Raw genomic sequence first — 26,782 nt, 5'->3', positions numbered from 1 at the left:
TTGACCGGATTCCCGTCTTCGCGGGAAGATGAGGTTCCTTCCTCTTTGTCAGTGGCCATTCAGGAAAATCTCTTTAGGCTGCGCGGCCATGAGCTTTTCCTTCCGGCGTTCCGCCGCTTCGCTGTCCGTCCTTGCCCTGCTGCTTTCGGGAACGCCCGCGCCTCTGTGGGCGAAGACGGACCCGACTGCCACGTCCACGGCGCCGGGCTCTACCAAGGCGCAGGTCAGGCCATGGCTCTACGAGAACAGCGATGTTCCGATCGATCCGGCCTGGCGCTTCGGCACCCTGTCCAATGGCGTGCGCTATGCCGTCCGCCGCAATGGCGTGCCGCCGGGTCAGGTGTCGGTCCGGCTGCGGATCGACGCCGGCTCGCTGATGGAGCAGTCCGATGAGCTGGGATATGCCCATTTCATGGAGCATCTGACCTTCCGCGGCTCCCGCCATGTGCCCGACGGGGAATCCAAGCGCATCTGGCAGCGGCTGGGCGTCACCTTCGGCAGCGACAGCAATGCGCAGACGACGCCGACCGGGACCACCTATGCGCTCGACCTGCCGCAGGCGACGCAGGCCAGCCTGGGCGAAAGCATGAAGATACTCGCCGGCATGATGGCCGACCCCAATATCGTCGAGAGCGCCGTGAATGCCGAGCGGGCCGTGGTCCTTGCGGAAAAGCGGGAGAGCGACGGGCCGCAGATGCGGATTTCCGATGCGACCAGACGGCATTTCTTCGCTGGCCAGCCGCTGGCCGATCATAGCCCCATCGGCACGGTGGCAACGTTGAATGCCGTCACGGCGGCGAAGATGGAAGCTTTTCACCAGCGCTGGTACCGCCCGGAAAATGCCGTGATCTCGATTGCGGGCGACATCGACCCGGCCATGGCCGAGCAATTGATCAAGGATAATTTCGGCTCCTGGACCGTCCCCGGAAAGGGCGCGCCGCTACCCGATTTCGGGGAGCCCGACCCCAGGGCCCCTGCCACCAGGGTGACGGTGGAGCCCGGCGCGCCCACCGGCCTTACCATGGCCTGGCTGCGCCCGTGGAAGCCGCATGCCGACACCATCGTCTACAATCAGGACAAGCTGACCGACATGCTGGCCCTGCAGATCATCAGCCGCCGTCTGGAACAGGCTGCGCGCAGCGGCGGCAGCTTCCTGCAGGCAAGCGTGGATCAGCAGGATGTCAGCCGGTCCGCCGATGGCACCTTCGTCACCATCGTGCCCACGGGCGAGAATTGGGAAAAGGCGTTGGGCGACGTGCGCGCAATCATAGAGGATGCCAAGGCCGCGCCGCCAAGCCAGATAGAGATCGACCGCGAATATGCGCAGATGGACACCGCACTCGCGATTCAGGTCGAGAATGCCGATACGGAGGCGGGCGCCAAGCAGGCGAGCGACCTGGTGAGCGCGGTCGACATTCGCGAAACCACGGTCAGCCCGCAGGCGGCGCTGGACATCTTCCGCTCCGGCAAGACGGGCATGACGCCGCAGAAGATATTGGATTCGACCCGGCGGCTCTTCTCCGCCGGCGTCTTCCGCGCGCACCTGATCACTGGCAAGGTCCAGCCCGGCGTCGACGCGAAGCTGGCCGCCGCTGTCGCCGCGCCGGTCAAGGCGGCGACCAACGCGCGGCTGGCGGACAAGGTTGTGACCATGGCCGACCTGCCGAAGCTCGGCGCGCCGGGGAAGGTCGTTTCGCGTACGCCCATCGGCCTGCCGGGGATGGAAAGCATTGTCTTCTCCAACGGCGTCAAGCTGACCCTGTTCGCCAATGATGCGGAAACGGAGAAGGTGCGGATCAACGTCCGCTTCGGTCATGGCCAGCAGGCCTTTTCCCCGACCCGGCCCGTGCCGGGCTGGGCGGCGGATTATGCGCTGGTGGCGAGTGGAATAGGGAAGCTGGGCCAGCGGGAACTCGATGACCTGACCAATGGCCGCCGCATGGGGATGGATTTCGCCATCGACGACGACGCCTTTGAAATGCAGGCCGTAACGCGTCCGGCGGATTATAAGGACCAATTGCTGCTGTTCGCGACCAAGCTGTTTGCGCCGGGATGGGACCCCGCGCCGATCGCGCGCGTGAAGACGGGGGCAGGGGTCGCCTATGACGCGATGGAGCGGGCGCCGGATTCCGTGCTGGCGCGGGACCTCAACTGGTTGCTGCACGACAGGGATGTGCGGTTCCGCACGCCTTCGCGGGCGGAGATCGACGCGCTGACTCCGCAAGCCTTTCGCGCCACATGGGAACCGCTGCTGGCATCCGGGCCCGTCGAGATACAGATTTTCGGACAGGTGAAGGCGGACGATGCCATTGCAGCCGTGGCGGCGACCTTCGGTGCGCTGCCGCAGCGGGCGGATGTCCCGGTTCCCGCCGCCAACAAGCTGATGCGCTTTCCCGCCCATGTCGAAAGCCCGGTGATCCTGCGGCACAAGGGCGACAAGGAGCAAGCGGCGGCGGTCATGGCATGGCCCACGGCAGGCGGGTTCGCACTGACGAAGGAAGCGCGGCAGCTTGAGATCCTGACGCAGATTTTCAACGATCGGCTGTTCGACAAGCTGCGTTCGACCGAAGGCGCGGCTTATTCGCCCAGCGTCCAGAACAACTGGCCATTTTCCTATGAAAGCGGCGGTTACATATTGGTGACGAGCCAGGTGCGCCCGGATCGCGTCCGTTATTTCTACGGCGTGGTGAAGGACACGGCGGCGGACCTCGTCAAAAATCTAGTGAGCGAGGACGAATTGCAGCGCGCCGTCGCGCCGATGCGGCAATTGCTGATGCGGGCAGGGACAGGCAATGCCTTCTGGATGAACCAGATGGAGGGCGCTACCCACGACCCGCGCTATGTACAGGCGATGCAGACCATGGCGCAGGACATGCTGACCGTCACGCCAACCGATATTCGGGCGCTGGCGGCCAAATATCTGGTGCTCGGCAAGAGCTGGTCTGCGGTGGTGCTGCCCGATGGCGTCGCCGCCAAATAGGCGGACCGGCGGCTCAGGCCGGGACGCGCTCCGTCTGTTCCAGCAATTGGCTGTAGAGCCGCACATATTCCATGTGGATCGCGCGGATTTCCGGATTGCGGGAGCGGGCGGCCAGCCTGCGATTGCGGTCCAGCCGCGCCTCGAAATAGCTGCGGTCGAACGACATGTTGATACCCATTTCTTGCCTCCCGGGGGAACGATTTGGGGGCAGGAATGTTTCCGGCGGCCGAAAGTTGCGGCTGATTTCAGGCATTTCTGCTGCAACGCGGCAGACTGACCGGAAGCCGAGCCGGACCGAAGCCCGCGCCTTCAGTCCATGGCGCGAAGCGCGGCGACGATCATGAAGGCCGCGCATTTGGCGGTACGCTCAGCGCTGATGGTCGGTGCCGACAGGCTGCGATGGCCCAACCCGAACAAACAGGCCAGGATCATTTCTTCGGCGCTTTTCAGCGCTTCGCCTGACAATCCGGGGTTTGCGACGCAGGCGAAATCCCCCAGGGATTTCCGCAGGCCGTTGCACATGTCGGCAATCGTGCCCGCGACCCGCGCGTTGCGGAATCCCTCGGCCAGAATATCGAAGGACAGGGCCTCGTGCGGGTTGTCCATCACCTCCAGCAGCAGCAGTTCGAAGGTCCGCTCTATGCTGATCTCCCCTGCCTCGAGACGGTTCTGCAAGCTCAGGATCGTCGCTTCGCGTTCGCGCGTATCGCTATTCACGATCGCTTCGATAATGTCTTCCTTGCCCTTGAACAGCCGGTAGATCTGGCCGACGGACACATGCGCCGCGGCAGCCAGTTCGGCCATCGCGCTCTGATGAAAACCGTTGGCGGCGAACAGATCGCGGGCCGCATCCAATATGCGGTCCCTGGCATTCCGTTCATGTTGCAATGCAGCCAAAAATCTTCGTCCCGTCTTTTTTACTCTTGAACAAATTGTGGCATGTTCCTACCTGCCGCGCAAGCGGAATGAACGTTCATTCCAATTGAAGCCACCAGTGGAAACGGAGCATCGACCGATGCAAAAGGGGATTTTTGTCGGACTGTTCGCCTGCGCGTCGGCCCTTGCGCTGGGCGCCTGTGGCCAGCAGCAGCAGCCTGCGCCGCCGCCGCCCGCGGTCGGTGTGGTGAAATTGACGGTGGAAAACGCTCCGTTGACGACCGAGCTTCCCGGCCGCATCGCCGCAGTGGAAACGGCAGAGGTCCGGCCCCAGATCAGCGGCGTCATCCGCCGCCGGCTGTTCACCGAAGGCGCCGTGGTGCGTGCGGGCCAATTGCTCTACGAGATCGAGGATGCGCCCTATCGCGCCGCCCTGGGGCAGGCGCAGGGCGCGCTCTCTCGGGCGCAGGCATCGATCCGGGCGACGGGACTGCAGGCGCAGCGTTACAAGGAACTGGTCGGCATCAACGCCGTCAGCCGGCAGGAGGCCGACAATGCCGCCGCCTCGGCGCAGCAGGCGCGCGCCGATGTCGCCGCGCAGCGGGCGGCGGTGCAGGCCGCGCAGGTGAACCAGGATTTCACCCGCATAAGGGCCCCCATTTCCGGGCGGATCGGCCGTTCCCTGTTCACGCCGGGCGCGTTGGTGCAGGCAGGACAGGCCGACCCGCTGGCGACGATCCAGCGGACCGACGTCGTCTATGTCGACGTGACCCAGTCGGCCGCGCAGATCATCGACCTCAAACAGGCGATGAAGGCAGGCGGCGTAAGTGCCGCTAACGGCGCGCGGGTCCAGTTGCTGCTGCCCAATGGCAGCGTCTATCCGATCGAGGGGCGTCTGCAATTTTCCGAGGTGACGGTGGATCCCAGTTCGGGCGCGGTGACGCTGCGTGCGACCTTCGCCAATCCGGACGGCCTGTTGCTGCCCGGCATGTATGTGCGGGCCAGGCTGGTCGAGGGCCAACGCAGCCAGGCGATCCTTGCGCCGCAGCAGGGCATCACCCGTGATGCGCGGGGCCGGGCCACCGCCATGGTGGTGGGTGCGGACAACAAGGTCGAACTGCGTCAGGTCGAAACGGACCGGGCCATTGGCGACAAGTGGATCGTCACCAAGGGGCTGAAGGCGGGAGACAGGCTGGTCGTGGAGGGCCTGGTGAACCTGCGGCCCGGAACGGTCGTGAAGCCGGGCGCGCCGCAGCAGGTGACGGCGGGCAGGCAGGCGAATGCCGGCGGGGCGAACTAAGTCATGGCCCGCTATTTCATCGACAGGCCCATCTTCGCATGGGTCATCGCCATCGTCATCATGCTGGCCGGCATTCTGGCCCTGCGCTCGCTGGCCGTGGCGCAGTTTCCGGAGATCGCGCCGCCCGCGGTGACGATCGCCACCACCTATCCGGGCGCGAATGCGGAAACGCTGGAAAGCACGACGACGCAGATCATAGAGCAGCAGCTCAAGGGCATCGACAATCTCCGCTACTTCTCGTCCAGCAGCGATTCGGCGGGCAACCTCACCATCACCCTGACCTTCGAGCAGGGAACGGATGCCGACATCGCGCAGGTCCAGGTTCAGAACAAGCTGGCCCAGGCCACCCCCCTGTTGCCGCAGGAAGTGCAGCAACAGGGGCTGCGCGTCACCAAATCCACCTCGACCTTCCTGATGATCATGGCCGTCTATGCCGATGACGGCATTCATGATCAGCAGGATGCGGGCGATTTCGTCGCTTCCGCCCTGCAGGATCCGATCAGCCGCGTCGACGGCGTGGGGGATACCCAGTTGCTGGGCGCGCAATATGCGATGCGCATCTGGCTCGATCCCTATAAGATGGCCAATCTGGGCGTCACCACCGGCGACGTCAAATCCGCCATACGCGCCCAGAATGCGCAGGTTTCCGCAGGCCAGATCGGCGGCACGCCGTCGCCCCGCGGCCAGGCGCTGAACGCAACCGTGACGGCGCAGTCGCGCCTCAGGACCCCCGAAGAGTTCCGGCAGATCCGGCTGCGCAGCAACAGCAACGGATCGGTCGTCTATCTGGCGGATGTCGCCAGGGTCGAGTTGGGTGCGGAAAGCTACAGCTTCGGCGCGAGGTTCAATGGCCATCCGGCCGCCGGCTTCGGCGTAAGGCTGGCGCCGGGCGCCAATGCGCTCGATACGGTGGAAGGCGTGAAGAACCGGGTCAACGAACTGTCGAAAACCTTCCCGAGCTGGGTCAAATACGACTTCCCGGTAGACAATTCGACCTTCGTGAAACTGTCGGTGGAGCAGGTCATCCACACGCTGTTCGAAGCGACGCTGCTCGTCTTCGTGGTGATGTTCCTGTTCCTTCAGAACTGGCGCGCCACGCTGATCCCCACCATTGCGGTGCCGGTGGTGCTGTTGGGATCGCTGGCGATCCTCTATGCGGCGGGATTCACCATCAACACGCTGACGCTGTTCGGCATGGTGCTGGCGATCGGCCTGCTGGTCGACGACGCCATCGTCGTGGTCGAGAATGTCGAGCGCATCATACAGGAAGAAGGGCTTAGCCCAAAGGAAGCCGCGAAGAAGTCGATGGACGAGATCAGCGGCGCGTTGATCGGCATCGGCCTGGTGCTGTCGGCGGTGTTCCTGCCCATGGCGTTCTTCGGCGGGTCGACGGGCGTGATCTTCCGCCAGTTCTCCATCACCATCGTGTCCGCCATGGTGTTGTCGGTGCTGGTCGCGTTGATCCTGACGCCCGCGCTCTGCGCGACGATCCTGCGTCCCCGGGGGCACAGCCATGTCTGGACCGGCCCGCTGGGGTCGCGCTTCGGCCGCTTCTTCGACTGGTTCAACCGGACCTTCGACCGCAATGTCGTGCGATACGGCGCGACCGTGGAGAAGGTCGAGCGGCGCTGGGGCCGCACGATGCTGGTCTATGCATTGATCGTCGCGGGGATGGCGCTGGTCTTCCTGCGCCTGCCTGGCGGTTTCCTGCCCGATGAAGATCAGGGCATCATCATCAACCAGGTGTCGCTCCCGACCGGGTCGACGCTGGAGGAGACCGAACGGACGCTGGCGAAGGTGCGCGATCACTATATGACGGACGAGAAGCGGAATGTTGCCGCCGTCTTCACCATCTCCGGCTTCGGTTTCGTGGGCCAGGGCCAGAATGTCGGCCTCGCCTTTGTCAGGATGAAGGACTGGTCGCAGCGCGAGGGCGCCGACAACAAGGTGTCCGCCATCGCTTTGCGCGCCAATGGCGCGTTCCAGCGGATTTCCGCAGGCATGGCGATCGCCTTCGTGCCGCCCGCCGTGCAGGAACTGGGCAATGCCACCGGCTTCGACTTTCAGCTCGTGGACCGCGCCGGGCTGGGCCATGACAGGATGCTGGAGGCGCGCAACCAGTTGCTGGGCATGGCCATGGCCGACAAGCGGCTGGCGCAGGTGCGCCCCAACGGGCTGGAGGATACGCCGCAGCTCAAGCTCAACGTCGATCAGGCGGCAGCGGGCGCGCTGGGCATCGCCCAGTCCGACGTCAACGATACGATCAGCACGGCGATGGGCAGCAGCTACGTCAACGACTTCATCGACCGCGACCGGGTGAAGCGCGTCTATGTGCAGGCCGATGCGCCGTTCCGGACCACGCCGGATTCGATCGGCGTGCTGCATGTGCGGGGAAGCGGCGGCGCGATGGCGCCGATCTCTTCCTTTGCGACGACCGAATGGACCCATGGCCCGGCGAAGCTGGAGCGGTTCAACGGCGTGCCGTCGATGCAGATCATGGGTGCGCCCGCGCCGGGCGTTTCGACCGGCGAGGCGATGAAGGCGATGGAGGAAATGGCGGCCAAGCTGCCGGCAGGCGTCGGTTATGAATGGAACGGCATTTCCTATGAGGAGAAGACCTCCGGCGGGCAGGCGCCGGCGCTTTATGCGTTGTCGATGCTGATCGTGTTCCTGTGCCTCGCCGCGCTTTATGAAAGCTGGTCCGTGCCCATCGCCGTGATGCTGGTGGTGCCGCTGGGCGTGTTCGGCGCGGTGGTCGCCGCGATGCTGGTCGGCCTCAACAACGACATCTACCTTCAGGTCGGCCTGATCACGACCATCGGCGTGTCGGCCAAGAACGCCATCCTGATCGTCGAATTCGCCGAGGAGAAGATGCGCGAGGGGCTGCCACCTGCGCGGGCGGCGTTGGAGGCGGGCAAGCTGCGCCTGCGGCCGATCCTGATGACCAGCTTCGCCTTCGTCTTCGGCGTGCTGCCGCTGGCGGTGGCGAAGGGCGCGGGCGCAGGCGGCCAGAACGCCATAGGCTGGGCCGTGGTCGGCGGCATGCTGTCCGCGACGGTGCTCGCCATCTTCTTCGTGCCGGTCTTCTTCACCGTCGTGAAGCGGCTGTTCCGCGAACATCATGGCAAGGATCAAGGCGGGCATGAGGGCGGCGCCCGGCTGGGTCCGCAGGAGGCATGAGGATAATGAACAAGATGAAGCCGTTCTCGGCGGCTGCTCTGGCGCTGACGCTCGCGGCCTGCGACATGGCGCCCAAATATGTGCGCCCTGCCTTGCCGGTGCCGGGGGGGAGCCCGCAGGGGCCGGCCTATCCGGCTGGGCAAGGGCCGGCGATCGTTCCGGCGGATACGGCCTGGAAGGATTTCTTCGTCGATCCCCGCCTGGCGCGGGTGATCGAGACGTCGCTGGCCAATAATCGCGACCTGCGTGTCGCCCTTGCCAATGTCGAGCAGGCGCGGGCGCAATATCGCGTGCGGCGGGCGGACATATTTCCCACTGTGAACGCCAGCGGCAGCGCCACCTATCAGGACACGCCCTTCTCGCAGGTCGGGACGGGCCGGATGGACATCTATTCGGCGTCCGTGGGCGTGTCGGCCTGGGAAATCGACCTGTTCGGCCGGGTGCGCAACCTCAGCAGGGCGGCGCAGGAACAATATTTCGCATCGGTCGAGAACCGGAATGCGGCGCAGACCGCGCTGGTCGCAGAGGTCGCTAACGCCTGGCTCGCCATGGCGGCGGATCAGGAGCGGTTGAGGATTGCGCGCGATCTGGAAAAAGCCTTCGGCCAGACGCTGGACCTCACCAAGGCCCGCTTCGCCAAGGGGATCGCGTCGGAACTGGAAGTGCGGCAGGCGCAGACCAGCCATGACCGGGCGCGGTCCGACATTGCCGAGGCGACGACCCTGGTGGCGCAGGACCAGAATGCGCTGAACCTGCTTACCGGTATGACGGTGGCGGCGGAGGACTTGCCGGCGGCGATGCCGGATGGCGACGTCACCCTCTCCAACCTGCCGGCCGACCTGCCTTCCACGGCTTTGCTGCGACGCCCGGACATCATGGCGGCCGAACATCAGTTGCTGGCGGCCAATGCCAATATCGGCGCGGCGCGAGCGGCCTTCTTCCCGAATATCTCCCTGACTGCGGCGTTCGGGACGTTGAGCCTTGGCCTGTCCAATCTGTTCAAGTCGGGCAGCGACACATGGTCGGTGGTGCCGTCCGCCAGCCTGCCGATCTTCGATTTCGGCCGGAACAGGGGCAATCTGCGCTATGCGCGGGCCACCTATGACGCGATGGTCGCCACCTATGAGAAGAGCGTGCAGGCGGGTTTCCGCGAAGTCGCCGATGCGCTTGCCCGGCGCGGCACGATGACGGAGCAAATGGAGGCGCAGACATCCCTGCGGGATGCGGCGCGGGTAAGCTATCGCCTGTCGGAAGCGCGGTTCCGCGCCGGCGTCGATCCCTTCCTGACCACGCTGGATGCGCAGCGGACGCTCTATAATGCCGAACAGAGCCTGCTGGCGACACGGCTGGCGCGCGCCGCGAACATGGTCGAACTGTATCGCGCGATGGGTGGCGGCCTGAAATGATCTTTGACCGCAAGCGGCGGGAAGGCGGCCATGCATGTCATGCCCCATGCTGGCGTCGGCAAAGGGTTGAAAGGACAGGGCATGACTTATGCATATCGGACGCTGGCATCGCCCGTCGGTGAACTGACGCTGGTCGCGTGCGAGGCGGGGCTGGCGGCGGTCCTGTGGCAGGATGACGATCCCCGGCGGGTGCCCATGGGGCAGCGGACCGAAAGGGGCGATCATCCGGTGCTGGAGGAAGCGGGACGGCAACTGAATGAATATTTCGCCGGGCAGCGGGAGACGTTCGACCTGCCGCTGCATTTCAACGGCACGGATTTTCAGAAAAGCGTCTGGACCGCGCTGCTGACCATCCCCTTTGGACAAACGCGCAGCTATGCCGATATTGCCCGTCAGATCGGGAGACCGTCCGCTTGCCGCGCAGTGGGTGCCGCCAATGGGCGCAACCCGATTTCCATCATTGCGCCCTGCCACCGGGTAGTGGGCGCCAACGGCGCACTGACGGGCTTTGCAGGCGGCTTGAAGGCCAAAAGCTATCTGCTTGGTCTGGAGAGAAAATTTCTCTGACATCCATTCGAAAATGGCGCACCCAAGAGGATTCGAACCTCTGGCCTTTGCCTTCGGAGGGCAACGCTCTATCCAGCTGAGCTATGGGTGCGTGTCGCTGGTGCGAAGGGCCGCTTAGCAAAGCCCAATCGCTCGCGCCAGCATCAAAATCGCCTCAGGCCAAAGTTATTTCGCCATTTTCTGCATCGGCTGGAATTTCCCGAGGCCGCAGCTCGGTCCACGCTGCAATCCGCCAGTCTGATAGAGCACCGTGATGATGTCCACCGAGCAGAGCTGGGACAGGCTGGTCTTGTAGAGGAAGCGCCGCTCGAAACCCAGGCTGGGGCAACTCATCGGCAGGATATTCCGATAGACCTTGTTACCGTTCATGATGAAATCGATGGTCCTGTCGTCGCGGACCTCGGTGGAGCGGATCGCATTCAGTTGAACGCAATCGACCGGCTTGCCGGCGGGGACCAGATTGTCCGGAGCCTTCCCGGCGAGGGCGGGGGCAGCCGTGCAGGCGAGTGCCGCGGACAGGGCGAATTGGCGGATAAGGGGGGCAGACATATCGTCTCTCCTGTTGACTGTCCGGATGACGTCGCGGGAGCCTGTCATCCGTCCTGTCGATCCTTCTACCGCGCGGCGGCTGAACCGCGCAATAATCAGGGGCTGGTGCCGGGCGCGGGAGTCTTGGGCTTGAAGCGGCAGAGGTCGGCCACGATGCAGCGCCAGCATTCGGGCTTGCGCGCCTTGCAGACATAGCGGCCATGCAGGATCAGCCAGTGATGGGCATCGCGGCGGAAGGGGCCGGGAACGTTTTTCTCGAGCTTCAGTTCGACGGCAAGCGGCGTCTTGCCCGGCGCTAGGCCGGTACGGTTGCCGACACGGAAGATGTGGGTGTCGACCGCGAACGTTTCCTGCCCGAACGCGGTGTTGACCACGACATTGGCGGTCTTTCGCCCGACGCCGGGCAGGGTGGTCAGGACATCGCGATCCTGCGGCACCTCTCCGCCGAAATCGCGCAGGAGGATTTCGGACAGGGCGATGACGTTCTTCGCCTTGGCGTTGAAGAGGCCGATGGTCTTGATATGCTGTTTCAGGCCTTCTTCGCCCAGTTCCACCATCTGCTGTGGCGTGTGGACATCGCGGAAGAGCGCGCGGGTCGCCTTGTTGACGCCCACGTCCGTCGCCTGCGCGGAAAGCACCACCGCGACCAGCAACTGATAGACATTGCCATATTCCAGCTCCGTTCGGGGCGCCGGATTGGCTTCAGCGAGGCGGCTGAAGAAATCGAAGATCTGGTCCTTCTTCATCGGCGTTTACAGGCCCAGCACGCCCTTCATGTCGTAGCGGCCGACGGGTTGGCCGATCAGCCATTGGGCCCCCTTCACCGCGCCCCGCGCGAAGATGACGCGGTTTTCGGCGCGATGGCCGATTTCGATTCGCTCGCCCTCGGCCGCGAGGATCACCTGATGGTCGCCCGCCACCGATCCGCCGCGCAATGCCGCAAAGCCGATCGCACCCCTGGCCCGTGCGCCGGTGATGCCGTCGCGCCCGCGTTCGCTATGGTCGGCAAGAGCGATACCGCGCCCGCGCGCGGCGGCTTCGCCCAGCAACAGCGCAGTGCCGGAAGGCGCATCGACCTTATGACGATGGTGCATTTCGACGATCTCTATGTCCCAATCGTCGTTGAGGCGCGCCGCAGCCTGTTCCACCAGCGCCGCCAGCAGGTTGACGCCCAGAGAGGTATTGCCGGTCTGGAGGATCGGGACTTGCCTTGACGCTTCGTCGATCAGCGCATGGTGCGCGGATTCCAGTCCGGTGGTGCCGATGAGGATCGGCTTCTTTGCCGCAATGCAGGCGTCCAGATGGGCCGACAGGGCGGCGGGCACGGAAAAGTCGATCAGCACGTCGCTTTGCTCGGCCAGGGCAAGCGGATCGGCAGTGATGGCGATGCCGGGGGCAAGCTCTCCCGCGCCACCGCGGTCGGTGCCTCCGGCGATTTCCAGCCCAGCCTCCTGAGCGACCTGCGCGATGGCGCGTCCCATGCGGCCAGCCGCTCCGAAAATCCCGATCCTTGTCATCAGCCTCATTCCCTGGAAGGTCGGATGGCCGATGCCAGAACGGGCCGGGCTTGTCATCCCCGCGGTACGGAAATGGACGATAAATGGCTGGTTGGGCCAAGCCAATGATCCGTTCTGCAAAAACGATGTCCGGATGATCCCGAATGCGGCATAGCCATGACATGCAACCATGGCGCCGGAAGAAGAGATGGACGACATTCGCAATATCGTGATCCTGACCGGTGCGGGAATTTCGGCGGAAAGCGGCCTTGCCACCTTTCGCGGGCCCGATGGCCTGTGGGAGGGGCATCGGGTCGAGGATGTGTGCACGCCCGAAGCTCTGGCGCGGAATGCCGCGCTGGTGCATCGCTTCTATGACGAGCGGCGGGCCAGGCTGGATGAGGTGAAGCCCAATGCCGCGCATGAGGCGCTGGCGGCGCTGGATGCGGCATGGCCGGGCGAGCTGCTGATCGTCACGCAGAATGTGGACGATCTGCACGAGCGGGCCGGGGCGAAGCGGCTGGTTCACATGCATGGCGAGTTGCGGTCGGCGCTCTGTGCGGCTTGCGGCAAGGCGGTGCCATGGACGCCGGCTCTGCCCCCCGGCTCGGCCTGCGACGGGTGCGGGCGTCCGGCCCTGCGCCCCGACATCGTTTTCTTCGGGGAGATGCCCTATCGGATGAATCTGATCGACGATGCCTTGCGGCGGTCCGACCTGTTCGTTTCGGTGGGCACTTCCGGGGCGGTGTATCCGGCGGCGGGATTCGTGCAGACCGCGCGCCATGTGGGCGCCCGGACGCTGGAGTTGAATCTGGAGCCATCGGCGGGCAGCTTCTATTTCGAGGAAAGCCGTATTGGGGCGGCGAGTATCCTGGTGCCGGAATTGGTGCGCGAATTATTGGGGTAGTCCGGAACGGGCCGTTTCGCATGGCCATCGGACCGAAAGCGGATTCTTCTACGGTCCGTTCGTGCCATCTCGCCTGAGATCCCGGCGTTCGCCCGGATGACGGGGTGAGAGGTCGGGGACCATGGCGATAATGCCTGGGGATGAGGGGGAGTGTTTTGCTTCCCGCTCCTATTCGCCGGCGGCGTTGTCCGCTGGCTCCGGTTCATCCTGATAGAGCAGCATGACCGAGCCGTCCTGTCCGGCGACCACCCGGATGGGCAGGCTGAGTTGCAGGGCGGAGAGGAATTCCTTGCTGTCGGTGATACGGAAGCGGCCGCCGATGCGGAGCGATGAGACCCGGGTGTCCCCGATCAGGATCGGCGCCGCACGGTAGCGGTTGAACTCGCTCGCGGCCTGTTCGATGGTCTCTCCGTCCAGTTCCACCATCTGTTCGCGCCAGGCGGTCCGCTGGCCGATGAGGCGCGAGTCGAGATGGGTGAGCGACACGCTGCGCGGCTGGATGACGGCGCCGCTGCCGGCGCTGATCTGCTGGGCCAGATCGTTGCCGGAATGCACCGTGACGGTGCCCTGCGTGACGGTCAGTTCGACCAATGAAGGGCGCAACCGCACGTTGAAGGCGGTGCCGACGGCGCGGATGACGGCGGAGCGGGCCTCTACGTCGAAGGGGCGGGAGCGGTCGTGGGCGACGTCGAAAGAGGCTTCGCCCTTCAGGATGCGGACCTTGCGGCCATGATCGGTGAAGCGGACCTCGGCGGCGCTGTCGCTGTTGAGATGCAGGGTCGAGCCGTCGTCCAGCGCGATGTCGCTGATCTGGCCGATCCGCGTTTCATAATGGTCGACGCCGCTGAAGGTGCGGACCGTGACGATGGCAGCGACGATGAACAGCATCACCGCAACGGCGGCGGCGATCATGATGTTGCGCGACAGGCGGCGCTGCTGCTCCTCGCTGACGATGGCTTCCAGCGGGGGCAGGTTGACTTCGGCGGCCGCGCTCTTCAGCCGTTCGGCCGCTTCCCAAGCGGCTTCGGCCCGCGCGAACGCTACGGCATGACGGGGATCGGCTTCGACCCAGCGACAGATTTCCGCTTCGACCTCGGGACGAGGATCGCCATTAAGCCTTGCCAGCAGGCGCGCGGCTTCCGCCTCGATCTTGTCCCTGCTTTCGTAGCCCGAATCTGGTCCCGACGCCTGCACGTTCGAAATCCGTTTCCTCACGTTCCGCCCAGGCCCGCATAACTATTGCGATCGCTTTGGCCAGATGTTTTTCAACTGTAGAAACGGACAGGGACATTTCCTCCGCTATTTCCAGCATGGATTTTTCATGGATACGGCGGAGAATGAAGACCCGGCGGCATTGTGTCGGAAGCGAATCGACGATCGTCTCGACCTGTCGCAGGGCCTCGCGGGCGTGAAGCTGAGCCTCCACATTATTTTCGCCCTGCAGCAGTTCCAGGTCGGCAATGGTTTCGAAACTCACCACCTTGTTACGGCGTGCGGTGTCGATCACCAGATTGCGGGCTATGGTGAAGAGATAAGCCCGACCGGTCGTCACATTTTCCCAATTTTCAGTGGCATAGGCGCGGGCGAGTACCTCCGCGACCATGTCTTCCAGTTCCTGATTGGCAGGCAGGATCCTCCGGAGGCGCCCTCTGAGAGCAGCTTCCTGTGGTAGGATCACTGTCTTGAACCATTCCAGCTTAGCGCGAACCCTGTGCACGATGACCCCCTTGCTGTCAGCCGCGCCTCTCCCGAATTCATCTGTTTGTCATAGTTCAATCATGGATGCAGGGGCCTGTCCAGCGATTGCGCAGGCATTATTTCCCGTTTCTGTGGAAAACCCACGGTCTGTGACCAAAATGTCGATCAGACGGGAGGGAGTTCGGGCGGCGCGCTGTCCGGCTGGTCGAAATCGGGACCATTGGGCACGATTTCCGGCGGCTCGCCGGCGGGGGTTTCGTCGGGCGTGAGGGGTGCAGGGGTTTCCGGCGGCGATTGAGGGTCGATCCTGTCGGGGGGCGGCACGCCGTCGGGCGCCGGGTCGGGGTGGGTGGCCATGGCTGTCTCTCCTTGATATGAGGGGTTACGCCCGGCCGGGCGGATGGGTTCCGTTCGGACTTATCCACCGGTTATCCACAGGCTGGACCTCTGGGCCTTGCTTCATGGGTCGCTTTTCTCTATGCCGCGCCGACCGGCGACCGATGCGGGCGTGGCGAAATTGGTAGACGCGCCAGATTTAGGTTCTGGTATCGCAAGATGTGGGGGTTCGAGTCCCTTCGCCCGCACCAGTGCGCCAGACTCTATAGGATGCGCAGGCGCCAACGAAATTCAGCTTTAGAAAGCGTTTGAGAGAAGAGATGCAGACTGTCGAGACGTTGAACGAGGGCCTGAAGCGCGCCTACACCGTGACCATCACGTCGAAGGACATCGACGCCCGCGTGGAAAAGGAAGTGGCCGCCATCGCGCCGCAGGTCCGCATGCCCGGCTTCCGCCCCGGCAAGGTGCCCGCCAACCTCGTCAAGAAGATGCATGGCGAATCGCTGCAGCGCGATGCGCTCAACAGCTCGATCCAGGACAGCATCCAGAAGCTGATCGCTGACCAGAAGCTGCGCCCCGCGATGCAGCCTTCGGTCGAGCTGGACGAGGCCTTCGAATTCGGCAAGGACGCCGAGGTGAAGGTCGAGCTGGAAGTGCTGCCCGAGATCGCGGCGCCGAGCATCGAAGGGCTGAAGCTGGAGCGTCTGACCGTCGAGGTGGCTGATGCGCAGGTGGATGAAGCCGCCGGCCGCATCGCGACCCAGCAGGGCGCGCTGGAAGAGCATGCCGCCAGCCACAAGGCGAAGGACGGCGATACGCTGACCATCGATTTCGTCGGCAAGATCGACGGCGAGGCCTTTGAGGGCGGTTCGGCCGAGGACGTGAAGCTCAAGATCGGCTCGGGCCAGTTCATCCCGGGCTTCGAGGAGCAGCTTGCCGGCGTCAAGAAGGGTGACGAGAAGACCATCACCGTGACCTTCCCGGAAGATTATGGCGCGGCGCACCTCGCCGGCAAGGAAGCGACCTTCGACATCACCGTCAAGGCGATCCTGAATGCCGACAAGCCCAAGCTGGACGATGATTTCGCCAAGTCGCTGGGCCTGGAGGGTCTGGACAAGCTCAAGGAACTGCTGAAGGGCCAGATCGAGCAGGAACATAATGGCCTGACCCGCACCCATATGAAGCGCAAGCTGCTCGACCAGCTCGCCGCTGCCCACGATTTCGACGTGCCGCCGAGCATGGTCGAGGCCGAGTTCAACCAGATCTGGGCGCAGCTCCAGCACGAAGCCAGCCATGAGGAAGACCCCGAAGCGGCCCTCAAGGAGATGGAAGCGGAGAAGGAAGACTATCGCGCCATCGCCGTGCGCCGCGTCCGCCTGGGCCTGCTGCTTTCGGAAATCGGCCAGGCCAATGGCGTTGTCGTCAGCGATCAGGAAATGAACCGCCTGATCATGCAGGCAGCCCAGCAGTACAGCCCGCAGGACCGCGAGCGCTTCGTGCAATATGTGCGTCAGGACCCGATGGCGGCCGCGCAGCTCCGTGCGCCGCTCTATGAGGACAAGGTGGTGGACTTCCTGTTCGAGAAGGCGGAGATCACCGACCGGGCCGTCAGCCGGGAAGAGCTGGAAGCCGCGATCGAGGCTGAGGACGGCGATCTGAAGCCGCACGTCCATGGTCCGGGCTGTGGCCATGATCATGACCATGATCATGACGAAAAGCCCAAGGCGAAGAAGGCTGCGCCGAAGAAGAAGGCTGCCGAGGCCGAGGAAGCGGCTCCGGCCGAGGCTTCCGCCGAAGAGGCCCCAGCCAAGAAGGCTCCGGCCAAGAAGGCCGCCGCCAAGAAGGATGAGGCCGTGGCTGAGGAAGCCGCTGCCGAGGAGAAGCCCAAGGCCAAGAAAGCTCCGGCCAAGAAGGCTGCCGCCAAGGCTGAATAAGGCCTTTTCGGTCTGACTGGACAAGCGCCCGGCTTCGCAAGGAAGCCCGGGCGCTTTTCATTTCGGGCGCGGCATGGCAGACGAAATGTTAATGAGGTCCGTTCATGTCGAGAGGGGGCAGGATCGGGGGAGTCGAACTCCTGCCAAGGCAGGATTCCAGTCCCGCCGTTTGAATTTGGGTCCTGCCTTCGCAGGAACATGCCGTGTTTCCGAGGTGATGCGGCGGCGCTAAAAAGGTTTCAGGTCGATGAAGGAATTTCCGGCAGTGGAAAGCGGGGAGGGCGTTGCCACGCCGAGGATCGCCGTCATCCTGCCCTGCTATAATGAGGCCGGCGCGATCGTTCGGACGGTGGGGGATTTCCGCCGGGCGCTCCCCTCCGCCGAAATTTACGTGTTCGACAACAACAGCACGGACGGCAGCCGCGAACTGGCAGCTGGGGCTGGGGCAATCGTCCGCCGCGTGGCGCAGCAGGGCAAGGGTCATGTGGTGCGCCGCATGTTCGCGGACGTGGATGCCGACATCTACATCATGGCGGATGGCGATGCGACCTATGAGGCTGCGGCCGCTCCAAAGATGGTGGCGGCAATGCTGGAAGACAATCTCGACATGGTCGTGGGCGCAAGGCGGAGCGAGATTGAGGAGGCCTATCGGCGCGGGCATCGCTTCGGCAATTGGGCGCTGACCAGCCTGCTCAAGCGGCTGTTCGGACGCAGCTTCACGGACATACTCTCCGGATACCGTGTCTTCTCCCGACGGTTCGTCAAGAGCTTCCCCGTCCTTTCCGCCGGGTTCGAGATCGAGACGGAGATCAGCGTCCACGCGCTGGAACTCGCCATGCCCGTGTCGGAGGTGGTCACCGCCTATGGCGCGCGGCCGGAAGGATCGGTCAGCAAGCTCAGCACCTATCGCGACGGCTGGCGCATCCTGCGGACGATCATCACCCTTTATCGCATCGAACGGCCGATCCTCTTCTTCGGCATCATCGCTGCCCTGCTGGCATTGACGGGACTGGTCCTGGCGGCGCCGCTGATCCTCACCTATATGAAAACGGGGCTTGTGCCGCGCTTTCCGACCGCCATATTGGTGACGGGCCTCATGATCCTCGCCACGCTTTCGGGCATGTGCGGCCTTATATTGGACACCGTGGTGCGCGGGCGGCGGGAGGTTCGCCGGCTTGCCTATCTCGCCTTCAAGGCGCCATCCGACTTCGCCCGGCGCGACTGATTGCGCCCCGTTCGGCCGGGCAAACAGACCGCGTTTCACGCGACCCCTTGAACAGTCCGCTTTTTGTGCCGATGTAGAGAACGGGCAAAAGCAACACACCCTGAAAGAGCAAAATGACCGATATCATGTCCGATCCCATGGCCGCTCTGGTCCCTATCGTCATCGAACAGTCGAACCGGGGCGAGCGCAGCTTCGACATCTATTCGCGCCTGCTGCGGGAGCGGATCATCTTCGTCACCGGCCAGGTCGAGGATCATATGGCCTCGCTGATCGTCGCCCAGTTGCTGTTCCTTGAGTCGGAAAATCCGAAGAAGGACATCTGGATGTACATCAACTCGCCCGGCGGGGTGGTGACGTCCGGCATGGCGATCCACGATACGATGAAATATATCCGTCCACAGGTGGGCACCGTGTGCATCGGCCAGGCGGCCTCCATGGGCAGCTTCCTGCTCGCGGCGGGCGAGCCGGGCAAGCGCATCGCGCTCAGCAACGCGCGCATCATGGTGCACCAGCCATCGGGCGGCGCGCAGGGCATGGCGTCGGACATCGAAATCCAGGCCAAGGAAATCCTGCGCATCCGCAGCCGCCTCAACAACCTCTACGTCCAATATACCGGGCGTTCGCTGGAGGAAGTGGAGCGTGCCATGGACCGCGATACCTTCCTGGAGGCGGAGGAAGCCAAGGCCTTCGGTCTGGTCGACGAAGTGTTCGACCGCCGGCCGGCCATGGCGGAAACCCCCGAGGGCTAAAACCTATGTTTACCGCACGCGCCCTTTTCTCCCCTTGTGAAACGGGCGCGTCGCGGTCTAGGATGATCCTAGGACCAGAATATCCCTCGGCATGGGGCGGCTGTTCGCCTCAAAAGAGGGAAGAGAGATTGGCGAATGACTAAGCTTACGGGCTCCGATTCTAAAAGCACGCTTTACTGCTCCTTCTGCGGCAAGTCGCAGCATGAGGTGCGTAAGCTGATCGCGGGGCCGACCGTGTTCATCTGCGACGAGTGCGTGGAACTGTGCAACGACATCATCCGGGAGGAGACCAAGGGCGGTCTCGTCGGCAAGAAGGATGGCGGCGTGCCGACCCCGCAGGAAATCTGCGATGTGCTGGACGATTATGTGATCGGCCAGAACCGGGCGAAGCGCGTCCTGTCGGTTGCCGTCCACAACCATTACAAGCGCCTCAACCACGGCACCAAGCCGGGCGAGGTGGAACTGGCCAAGTCCAACATCCTGCTGGTCGGTCCGACCGGCTGCGGCAAGACGCTGCTGGCGCAGACGCTGGCCAAGACGTTCGACGTGCCCTTCACCATGGCCGACGCGACCACGCTGACCGAGGCGGGTTATGTGGGCGAGGATGTGGAGAACATCATCCTCAAGCTGCTCCAGGCGTCGGACTATAATGTCGAGAAGGCGCAGCGCGGCATCGTCTATATCGACGAGATCGACAAGATCAGCCGCAAGGCCGAAAATCCGTCGATCACGCGCGACGTGTCGGGTGAGGGCGTGCAGCAGGCGCTTCTGAAGCTGATGGAAGGTACGACGGCTTCGGTTCCGCCGCAGGGCGGGCGCAAGCATCCGCAGCAGGAGTTCCTCCAGGTCGATACGACCAACATCCTTTTCATCTGCGGTGGCGCGTTCGCAGGCCTGGAAAAGATCATCGGCGACCGTCTGGAGGCCAAGTCGATCGGCTTCGGTGCTCATGTCGCCGCGCCCGAGGAGCGAAAGACCGGCGAACTGCTGCGCCAGAGCGAGCCGGAGGATCTGCTGAAATTCGGGCTCATTCCTGAGTTCGTCGGCCGTCTGCCGGTGATAGCGACGCTGGAAGATCTGGACGTGGCTGCGCTGGTCAAGATCCTGGTTGAGCCGAAGAACGCACTGGTGAAGCAATATGCCAAGCTGTTCGACATGGAGAATGTCGAACTCAGCTTCACCGACGATGCCCTGACCGCCATTGCCAAGAAGGCCATCGAGCGGAAGACGGGCGCGCGCGGGCTTCGCTCGATCCTGGAGGCCATCCTGCTCGACACCATGTTCGACCTGCCTTCGATGGAGGGCGTGGGAGAAGTGGTGGTCGACAAGGATGTGGTCGCCGGCAGCAAGGAGCCGATTCGCGTGTTCAGCGAAAAGGACAAGCGGGCCGAAGACGCGGCCTGACTTTCGCGCGCTGCAACAGCTTAAATCAGGGAGAGGCCAGCGAGTTTCGCTGGCCTTTTTCGCGTCTTAATATTGGCTCGGTAAAAATTCTTGCTGCGTTGCAAAATTGCACCACTGTCAAATAGCTGCTTCGAGAGCTCGATAAGTCTATATAAATCAATAGCTTGATATCATCTTGCAACGTCCCTTGTAAGCATTGTCCATGCTGCATGCGCGGCCGTCACGTGAATGCTGTTATATTGTAGTAAAATTGCAATCAGAGCATCACAGGGCCGTCGCCATCGGCCGCCACAGGCGGCGCCAGCTCCACAGAGCAAAATAAAGCAGGCGCGACGCGCCAAACTTTCAAAGGGACAAAAATCAGATGAAACAGCTTCTTATGTGTAGCGCTGCGCTTGTCGCCGTGGCTGCGCCCATTGCCGCGTTTGCGCAGTCGACGGGGTCGATCGACTTTGAAAATGAAATCGTTGTGACTGGCGCTAGTGTTGACAAGGGCCTAGGCGGCGTAATCGTACCTGATACCAGCAAGGCCAAGGCCGTGCTCGGCGCTGAGTTCATCCAAGCCCAGACACCCGGCCAGTCGATCAACGAGGTGATCAACCAGCTTCCGGGCGTTAGCTTCCAGAATAACGATCCCTTTGGTTCTGCTGGCGGCACCATGACAATCCGCGGCTTCGACGACAGCCGTATTTCCCAAACCTTCGACGGTCTTCCCCTCAACGACACGGGCGGTTACTCGATCTATTCGAACCAGCAGCTCGATCCTGAAATCATCGACCAAGTGAACGTGAACTTAGGTTCTACCGATGTGGACAGCCCAACGGCTGCTGCCAGCGGTTCAACGGTAAATTACCGTTCGATCACGCCAAGCGAAGATTTTGGCGCGAAGATGGTCGCTTCCGTTGGGGATTTCAGCTTCTTTCGTCTGTTTGGCATGGTTCAGACGGGCAATCTCACGCCGTGGGGCACTCGTGCATTCGTTTCTGCCAGCCGTGCGACAAACAATGCCATCTACGGCGGTATAGGTGAAATCGACAAGCAGCAATATAACGCCAAAATTTACCAGCCGATCGGCAGCAATGGCGACTTCATCTCCCTCGCCGGGCACTATAATGAAAATCGGAACAATTTTTTTGGCTCAGTTCCCTTGCGGGTAGACGGCGGGCGAGTGGCTGGCAGCGCGAGCGCCAACCGTTTTCCAATCACGAAGGATGAAAGCTTTTACGAAACCGCTCGTTGTACCATTCCGGCCGGAGTTACTGGTGCAGTCGATACCGCCAGTTCCTGTGGTTCCGATTATGAGTATCGATACAACCCGTCCAATACAGGCAACATCCGCATCAATTCACGCTTTACGTTGGCGGACGGACTGATCCTTACCGTCGATCCCAGCTACCAATATACAAAGGCGAACGGCGGCGGTACCAGCATCGCTTCTGAAGGTCTTACCCCGGCAAGCTCGGGCATTGCAGGCGCGGTCGGCTTCATTCAGGGTTCGTCGAGCTCAACCCAATATTATTTCGGGCGCGACCTGAATGGCGATGGTGATATGCGCGACACCGTTCGTGTTCATTCGCCCAGCCAGACGCAGACCCATCGCTATGGGTTGATCGCTTCGCTGCGCTACGATCTGGATGACAACAACACGTTGCGCGTGGCCTACAGCTATGATCGTGGCCGGCATCGGCAGACCGGCGAAGCGGGCTATCTTCAGACGATCGGCTTCGGCGCCGAACCTTTTCCCGTCAATCATCCGATCAAGGACGTAAACGGTGCGGCGGTGGAGAAGCGCAATCGCTTGTCCTATGCCATCCTGCATCAGGTTTCGGGTGAATATCGCGGCAAATTCAATGCCTTCACTGTCAATGTCGGGTTGCGGGCGCCTTTCTTCAAGCGCGACCTTAACAACTACTGCTTCACTCAGAGTGCGTCGGGCAACCTTCGCTGTTTCGAGCCGGGATCGTCGATCGAGGCTGCCTATGCGGTTGCGAACCCAACAGTGCAGGGACCGCAGCAGCGCATCTTCAAATATGACAAACTGCTGCCGAACGCTGGTTTCGTTTTCAACGCCAACCAGGCGCTGGACATTTTCGGCAACTATTCAAAGGGCCTCCAGGTCCCGGGGACCGACAACCTCTATCAGTCCTTCTATTACGATCCGGCAAATCCCAACGCCAATCCTTCGCCTGAAACAACGGACAATTTCGACCTTGGCATTCGTTATCGGACGGCTACGCTACAGGCGCAGCTGTCGGGTTGGTACACGATCTATAAGGATCGCCTCGCATCGGCTTATGATCGCGATCTGGACACCACCATCTATCGCAACCTGGGTCGTGTCGATAAATATGGCATAGATGGCAGCATTACATATCAGCCGATGCCGGAGCTGATGTTCTATGTCTTCGGTTCCTACCTAAAGTCGAAGATCAAGGATGATGTCGAACTGACGGCGACCACCCAGGCGCAAACCTCGGGGAAGCGTGAATCGGGTGCTCCCATCTATACGCTTGGCGGCCGCATTCAGGGCGAGATCGAAGGAGTTCGTCTGGGTGTTCAGGCGAAGCGCACCGGCTCACGTTATGTGAACGACCAGAACCTGCCGGTATTCCAGAACGGAGCGCAGGTCTATGGTGCCAAGGCGCCCGGCTATACGCTCGTCGATCTCGACGCGCGCTATTCGTTGGAGAAATTCGGTGCGCCCGGCGTCGCGGTTCAGTTGAACGTGACCAATGTGTTCGACAAGCTCTATGTGGGCGGTTTCGATGGCACCCTGTCGAATACGAGCATCACCTTCGCGCAGATTGGCGCGCCGCGGACCTTCGTGGGATCGCTGGTCGTCAGCTTCTAAGGTTTGGTACCTTATGGAAGAAAGGGCGCGGAGAGATCCGCGCCCTTTTCATTTCAGGCAGCTATCCAGCCCGTCGCGCTGGACAATACCGATGCGGGCGGTGATGCTGTTGCCATAGCGGCGGGTGAAGCCATGGGGGTCGATGGCTTCGCGCTTCTTGGGAAGAGGCAGGACTGCGGCGATGCGGGCGGCCTCTGCACGGGTCAGTCGCTGGGCGCCGTGGTGGAAATAGCGGATCGCGCCAGCCTGCGCGCCATAAGTGCCGATGCCGGTTTCCGCGACATTCAGATACACCTCCATGATCCGGCGCTTGCCCCAGATCGCTTCGATCAGGAGCGTGAACCAGGCCTCCAGCCCCTTGCGGACGAAACCGCCGCCCTGGAACAGGAAAACATTCTTTGCGGTCTGCTGGCTGATGGTCGATCCGCCGCGGATGCGGCCGCCGCTCGCATTGTGCCGCATGGCCTGAGCGATGGCGACGGCGTCGAAGCCATGATGGCTGCAAAAGCGGCTATCCTCCGCAGCGATGGCGGCGCGCGCCATGTCCGGGTCCATCTTGTCCAGGCTCATCCAATCCTTGGTGATGCCGTTGTGGTCCAGCAACATCGTCCATGTCACGGGCGGCGGCACGAAGCGATAAATCACCACCATCAACAGAGAGAGGGCAAGGAAACCACCGATGATCTTGAGGATGATCCCGATCCAGCGGGAGCGGCGGCGAGGGAAAGCGGACTTGGCGTTCATACTGCCGTGGTAGCGCGGATGCCGGGCGGTTCAAGATGGGAGAAGGCCACTCTTCGTGCCGACGAAAGCCGGGCTCATGACGCCAGGTGCACTTTTGCTGCCTGAGATCCCGGTTTCGCGCGGATCACGAATGATTATTGAGTGGGTAAGCGAAAAAAAGCCCCGGATTTCACTCCGGGGCTCCTTTGCGTTTTGCCATCCGGTCAGACAGCGGCGAGGCGGGAGATTTTGCCCAGCTTGTCGCCTGCAATCCGCATCATCGCCTTTTGCAGCTTCTCGAAAGCGCGGACCTCGATCTGGCGGACGCGCTCGCGGCTGACGCCATAGACCTGCGAGAGTTCCTCGAGCGTCTTGGGTTCCTCCGCCAGGCGCCGTTCGGCCAGGATATGCTTCTCCCGATCGTTGAGGTCGTCCATCGCCTCCACCAGCATGTCGTGGCGCAGTTCGCTCTCCTGCCGGTCGGCGACGCGTTCGTCCTGGAGCGGATCGGTGTCAGCCAACCAATCCTGCCATTGGCCCTCGCCATCCTCGCGCATCGGCACGTTGAGCGACGTGTCGCCGCCCATCGCCATGCGGCGGTTCATGGAGATGACATCCTCCTCCGTAACGCCCAGATCGGTCGCGATCTTCCTGACGTCGTCGGGGTGTAGGTCTCCATCTTCGAACGCTTCGATATTGTTCTTCATCCGGCGCAGGTTGAAGAACAGCTTCTTCTGCGCAGCGGTGGTGCCCATCTTCACGAGGCTCCAGGACCGCAGGATGAATTCCTGGATTGATGCGCGAATCCACCACATGGCATAGGTCGCCAGACGGAAGCCGCGATCCGGCTCGAACTTCTTCACGCCCTGCATCAAGCCGATATTGCCTTCGCTGATCAGCTCGCTGACCGGCAGGCCATAGCCGCGATAGCCCATGGCGATCTTCGCCACGAGACGCAGATGCGAGGTCACGAGCTGGGCAGCGGCCTCGGAATCCGCATGCTCGGCATAGCGCTTCGCGAGCATATATTCCTGCTCGGGCGTCAGAATCGGAAATTTGCGGATTTCCGACAGATAGCGGTTGAGGCTGGCTTCACCGCCCAGCGCCGGAACCGCGGGGACATTGCTTTTATCAGCCATGTCGTCACCTTTCCCTTTCATGCGCGGCGGGACCCAGAAGAGGCGTCCAAGGCGCCGTCGCAAACTTGTCCAAAACTATACGTGAAGCTCGCTTAACAGTTCCTGCATATCGACAGGGAGTTTGCTGTCGAAGCTGAGCGCCTCACCCGTTAACGGATGTATGAACCCCAGCCTTTTCGCGTGCAATGCCTGCCTTTCGAAACCCAGCGTTTCCAGTATCGATTTGAAACCTTTTCTCTCTCTACCGTAAACCGGGTCGCCGATCAAGGGGTGTCCCAGATGCGCCATATGGACGCGGACCTGATGGGTTCGTCCGGTTTCCAGCCTGCATTCAACCATGGCCGCGCTGCGCAGCCTTTCCATCGTCCGGTAATGCGTCACGGCATGTTTGCCGCGCCCTTCCCGATGAACCGCCATCTTCTTTCGATCGGCGTCGGACCGGCCGATCCATGTGTCGATGGTGCCCGTCGCCGGCTGCGGCACGCCATAGACGATCGCGGCGTAGAGCCGATCGATCGAATGTGCCTTGAACTGCTGCGCGAGCCCTTCATGCGCGCGGTCGGATTTGGCAACGACCAACAGCCCCGAAGTATCCTTGTCGATGCGATGGACGATGCCTGGCCGCGCCACCCCGCCGATGCCGGAAAGCTGGCCCTGGCAATGATGGAGCAGCGCGTTGACAAGCGTGCCGTCCAGATTGCCCGCCGCCGGGTGGACGACCAGGCCCGCCGGCTTGTCGATGACGATCAGGTCTGCGTCTTCATACACCACGACCAGCGGGATGTCCTGCGCCACGGCCTCGGCTTCGACGGGTGGCGGAAGGGCGATGGCGAAAGCCTGTCCCGCGGCGACCTTCATGGAAGGATTGGGAGATCGCGCACCCCCCTTGCCCGGGTCTTCCGTCACTTGGCCCTCGACGATCAGCGCCTTCAGCCGCTCGCGCGAAAGATCGGGAACCAGCTCGGCAAGCGCCTTGTCTAGCCGCATGCCAGCCTGCGCCTCACCGATTGTCGCTTCAATGATGGAAACCCCCGAACCCATTGGGTAGGAATGTAGGAATGAGGGTTGGGATTTCAAGAGGGCTACTGGAACAAATCATGTCCGAAGCGGCGGCGCACAGGCATGAGGTCTGCGGGCTGCTGCTGGGGAAGACGGGCCGGATCGAGGCGGTTCGGCCCGCCGCCAATGTCGCCGGCGATCCGGCGCGGCATTTCGAACTGGACCCGGTCGAACTGATCGCCGCCCATCGCGCGGCGCGGGCGGGCGGGGCGGCGATCGTCGGCCATTATCATTCGCATCCGGGCGGTCAGGCGGTGCCATCCGAAACCGACGCGGCCTGCGCGACGCCCGACGGCAGCCTCTGGCTGATCGTCGGGGGCGGCGCGGCCCGCCTGTGGCTTGCCAAGGCGGGGAGAGACGGACAGGTGCAATTTGTCGAGGCTTTGCTCGACATCATGTGAGT

At 62.8% G+C, this 26,782-nt stretch carries 23 protein-coding genes and 2 tRNA genes; 13 read left to right on the top strand and 12 right to left on the bottom strand.

Going from position 1 to position 26,782, the window contains the following annotated elements; translation table 11 throughout:
- Window positions 1-88: 88 nt before the first annotated feature.
- Window positions 89-2,980 (top strand): M16 family metallopeptidase, encoded by a 2,892-nt coding sequence (locus EGM87_RS07420; protein ID WP_044662453.1) that lies wholly within the window; start codon window positions 89-91, stop codon window positions 2,978-2,980.
- Between the two features lie 13 nt (window positions 2,981-2,993).
- On the opposite strand, the gene EGM87_RS07415 is transcribed toward EGM87_RS07420, so the two are convergent.
- Window positions 2,994-3,158 (bottom strand): hypothetical protein, encoded by a 165-nt coding sequence (locus EGM87_RS07415; RefSeq protein ID WP_165363355.1) that lies wholly within the window; start codon window positions 3,156-3,158, stop codon window positions 2,994-2,996.
- Between the two features lie 131 nt (window positions 3,159-3,289).
- Window positions 3,290-3,877 (bottom strand): TetR/AcrR family transcriptional regulator, encoded by a 588-nt coding sequence (locus tag EGM87_RS07410; protein ID WP_025549192.1) that lies wholly within the window; start codon window positions 3,875-3,877, stop codon window positions 3,290-3,292.
- A 118-nt stretch (window positions 3,878-3,995) separates the two neighbouring features.
- Here EGM87_RS07410 and EGM87_RS07405 point away from each other — a divergent pair, with 118 nt between their 5' ends.
- The 4 genes from EGM87_RS07405 to EGM87_RS07390 all read left to right on the top strand — a co-directional run bounded on the left by EGM87_RS07405 (window position 3,996) and on the right by EGM87_RS07390 (window position 10,309).
- Window positions 3,996-5,156: an efflux RND transporter periplasmic adaptor subunit gene (locus tag EGM87_RS07405; RefSeq protein ID WP_044662452.1), complete on the top strand. Its 1,161-nt coding sequence runs from the start codon at window positions 3,996-3,998 to the stop codon at window positions 5,154-5,156.
- 3 nt (window positions 5,157-5,159) lie between these two features.
- Window positions 5,160-8,336 (top strand): efflux RND transporter permease subunit, encoded by a 3,177-nt coding sequence (locus tag EGM87_RS07400; RefSeq protein WP_044662451.1) that lies wholly within the window; start codon window positions 5,160-5,162, stop codon window positions 8,334-8,336.
- Between the two features lie 5 nt (window positions 8,337-8,341).
- Window positions 8,342-9,742 carry an efflux transporter outer membrane subunit gene (locus EGM87_RS07395; RefSeq protein WP_044662450.1) on the top strand — a complete coding sequence of 467 codons (1,401 nt, stop codon included), beginning with the start codon at window positions 8,342-8,344 and terminating at the stop codon, window positions 9,740-9,742.
- 81 nt (window positions 9,743-9,823) lie between these two features.
- Entirely contained in the window at window positions 9,824-10,309 is a 486-nt protein-coding gene (locus EGM87_RS07390) for a methylated-DNA--[protein]-cysteine S-methyltransferase (protein ID WP_044663168.1), read from the top strand.
- Window positions 10,310-10,323: 14 nt separating this feature from the next.
- Here EGM87_RS07390 and EGM87_RS07385 read toward each other — a convergent pair.
- From EGM87_RS07385 to dapB, 4 genes are all read right to left on the bottom strand, one after another.
- A tRNA-Arg gene (locus EGM87_RS07385) sits at window positions 10,324-10,400 on the bottom strand.
- A 74-nt stretch (window positions 10,401-10,474) separates the two neighbouring features.
- Window positions 10,475-10,858 carry a hypothetical protein gene (locus EGM87_RS07380; RefSeq protein ID WP_371873082.1) on the bottom strand — a complete coding sequence of 128 codons (384 nt, stop codon included), beginning with the start codon at window positions 10,856-10,858 and terminating at the stop codon, window positions 10,475-10,477.
- A gap of 95 nt (window positions 10,859-10,953) precedes the next feature.
- Entirely contained in the window at window positions 10,954-11,604 is a 651-nt protein-coding gene (nth, locus tag EGM87_RS07375) for an endonuclease III (RefSeq protein WP_044662448.1), read from the bottom strand.
- 6 nt (window positions 11,605-11,610) lie between these two features.
- A complete protein-coding gene (dapB, locus tag EGM87_RS07370; protein WP_044662447.1) occupies window positions 11,611-12,375 on the bottom strand; it encodes a 4-hydroxy-tetrahydrodipicolinate reductase in 765 nt (254 codons plus the stop codon).
- A gap of 187 nt (window positions 12,376-12,562) precedes the next feature.
- Between dapB and EGM87_RS07365 the strand changes: the two genes are divergently transcribed.
- A complete protein-coding gene (locus tag EGM87_RS07365; protein WP_044663167.1) occupies window positions 12,563-13,261 on the top strand; it encodes an NAD-dependent deacylase in 699 nt (232 codons plus the stop codon).
- Window positions 13,262-13,429: 168 nt separating this feature from the next.
- Here the strand turns inward: EGM87_RS07365 and EGM87_RS07360 are convergent, their stop codons facing one another.
- The 3 genes from EGM87_RS07360 to EGM87_RS07350 form a co-directional block, all read right to left on the bottom strand.
- Window positions 13,430-14,455 (bottom strand): FecR family protein, encoded by a 1,026-nt coding sequence (locus EGM87_RS07360; RefSeq protein WP_044662446.1) that lies wholly within the window; start codon window positions 14,453-14,455, stop codon window positions 13,430-13,432.
- Entirely contained in the window at window positions 14,373-14,978 is a 606-nt protein-coding gene (locus tag EGM87_RS07355; RefSeq protein WP_048575718.1) for a sigma-70 family RNA polymerase sigma factor, read from the bottom strand. The genes EGM87_RS07360 and EGM87_RS07355 overlap by 83 nt, the downstream gene beginning before the upstream one ends.
- A gap of 146 nt (window positions 14,979-15,124) precedes the next feature.
- Entirely contained in the window at window positions 15,125-15,316 is a 192-nt protein-coding gene (locus EGM87_RS07350; RefSeq protein ID WP_044662444.1) for a hypothetical protein, read from the bottom strand.
- Between the two features lie 145 nt (window positions 15,317-15,461).
- On the opposite strand from EGM87_RS07350, the gene EGM87_RS07345 reads away from it, so the two are divergent.
- The 6 genes from EGM87_RS07345 (at window position 15,462) to EGM87_RS07320 (ending at window position 23,458) form a co-directional block, all read left to right on the top strand.
- Window positions 15,462-15,546, top strand: a tRNA-Leu gene (locus EGM87_RS07345).
- A 69-nt stretch (window positions 15,547-15,615) separates the two neighbouring features.
- Window positions 15,616-17,229: a trigger factor gene (gene tig / locus EGM87_RS07340; protein ID WP_044662443.1), complete on the top strand. Its 1,614-nt coding sequence runs from the start codon at window positions 15,616-15,618 to the stop codon at window positions 17,227-17,229.
- Window positions 17,230-17,476: 247 nt separating this feature from the next.
- Window positions 17,477-18,454: a glycosyltransferase family 2 protein gene (locus EGM87_RS07335; RefSeq protein ID WP_044662442.1), complete on the top strand. Its 978-nt coding sequence runs from the start codon at window positions 17,477-17,479 to the stop codon at window positions 18,452-18,454.
- A 113-nt stretch (window positions 18,455-18,567) separates the two neighbouring features.
- Window positions 18,568-19,203, top strand: a complete 636-nt coding sequence (gene clpP / locus EGM87_RS07330; protein ID WP_007685070.1) for an ATP-dependent Clp endopeptidase proteolytic subunit ClpP — start codon at window positions 18,568-18,570, stop codon at window positions 19,201-19,203.
- Between the two features lie 135 nt (window positions 19,204-19,338).
- Window positions 19,339-20,607: an ATP-dependent Clp protease ATP-binding subunit ClpX gene (clpX, locus tag EGM87_RS07325; RefSeq protein WP_007685071.1), complete on the top strand. Its 1,269-nt coding sequence runs from the start codon at window positions 19,339-19,341 to the stop codon at window positions 20,605-20,607.
- Between the two features lie 364 nt (window positions 20,608-20,971).
- Window positions 20,972-23,458 (top strand): TonB-dependent receptor, encoded by a 2,487-nt coding sequence (locus tag EGM87_RS07320; RefSeq protein ID WP_044662441.1) that lies wholly within the window; start codon window positions 20,972-20,974, stop codon window positions 23,456-23,458.
- 48 nt (window positions 23,459-23,506) lie between these two features.
- Here the strand turns inward: EGM87_RS07320 and mtgA are convergent, their stop codons facing one another.
- From mtgA to EGM87_RS07305, 3 genes are all read right to left on the bottom strand, one after another.
- The gene (mtgA, locus tag EGM87_RS07315) at window positions 23,507-24,202 is read right to left on the bottom strand and encodes a monofunctional biosynthetic peptidoglycan transglycosylase (protein ID WP_044662440.1); all 696 of its coding nucleotides are present in this window, start codon (window positions 24,200-24,202) and stop codon (window positions 23,507-23,509) included.
- A gap of 203 nt (window positions 24,203-24,405) precedes the next feature.
- Entirely contained in the window at window positions 24,406-25,320 is a 915-nt protein-coding gene (gene rpoH / locus EGM87_RS07310) for an RNA polymerase sigma factor RpoH (protein ID WP_044662439.1), read from the bottom strand.
- A gap of 75 nt (window positions 25,321-25,395) precedes the next feature.
- Entirely contained in the window at window positions 25,396-26,361 is a 966-nt protein-coding gene (locus EGM87_RS07305) for an RluA family pseudouridine synthase (protein WP_044662438.1), read from the bottom strand.
- Window positions 26,362-26,378: 17 nt separating this feature from the next.
- Between EGM87_RS07305 and EGM87_RS07300 the strand changes: the two genes are divergently transcribed.
- On the top strand, window positions 26,379-26,780 hold the full coding sequence (locus tag EGM87_RS07300) for a M67 family metallopeptidase (protein ID WP_044662437.1): 402 nt from the start codon (window positions 26,379-26,381) through the stop codon (window positions 26,778-26,780).
- Window positions 26,781-26,782 lie beyond the last annotated feature (2 nt).

Source organism: Sphingobium sp. RSMS, assembly GCF_005406185.4.
Classification (GTDB): Bacteria; Pseudomonadota; Alphaproteobacteria; order Sphingomonadales; family Sphingomonadaceae; genus Sphingobium; species Sphingobium fuliginis.
The sequence above is the reverse complement of the archived record's forward strand: the minus strand, read 5'-3'. Positions and strand labels throughout refer to the sequence as shown.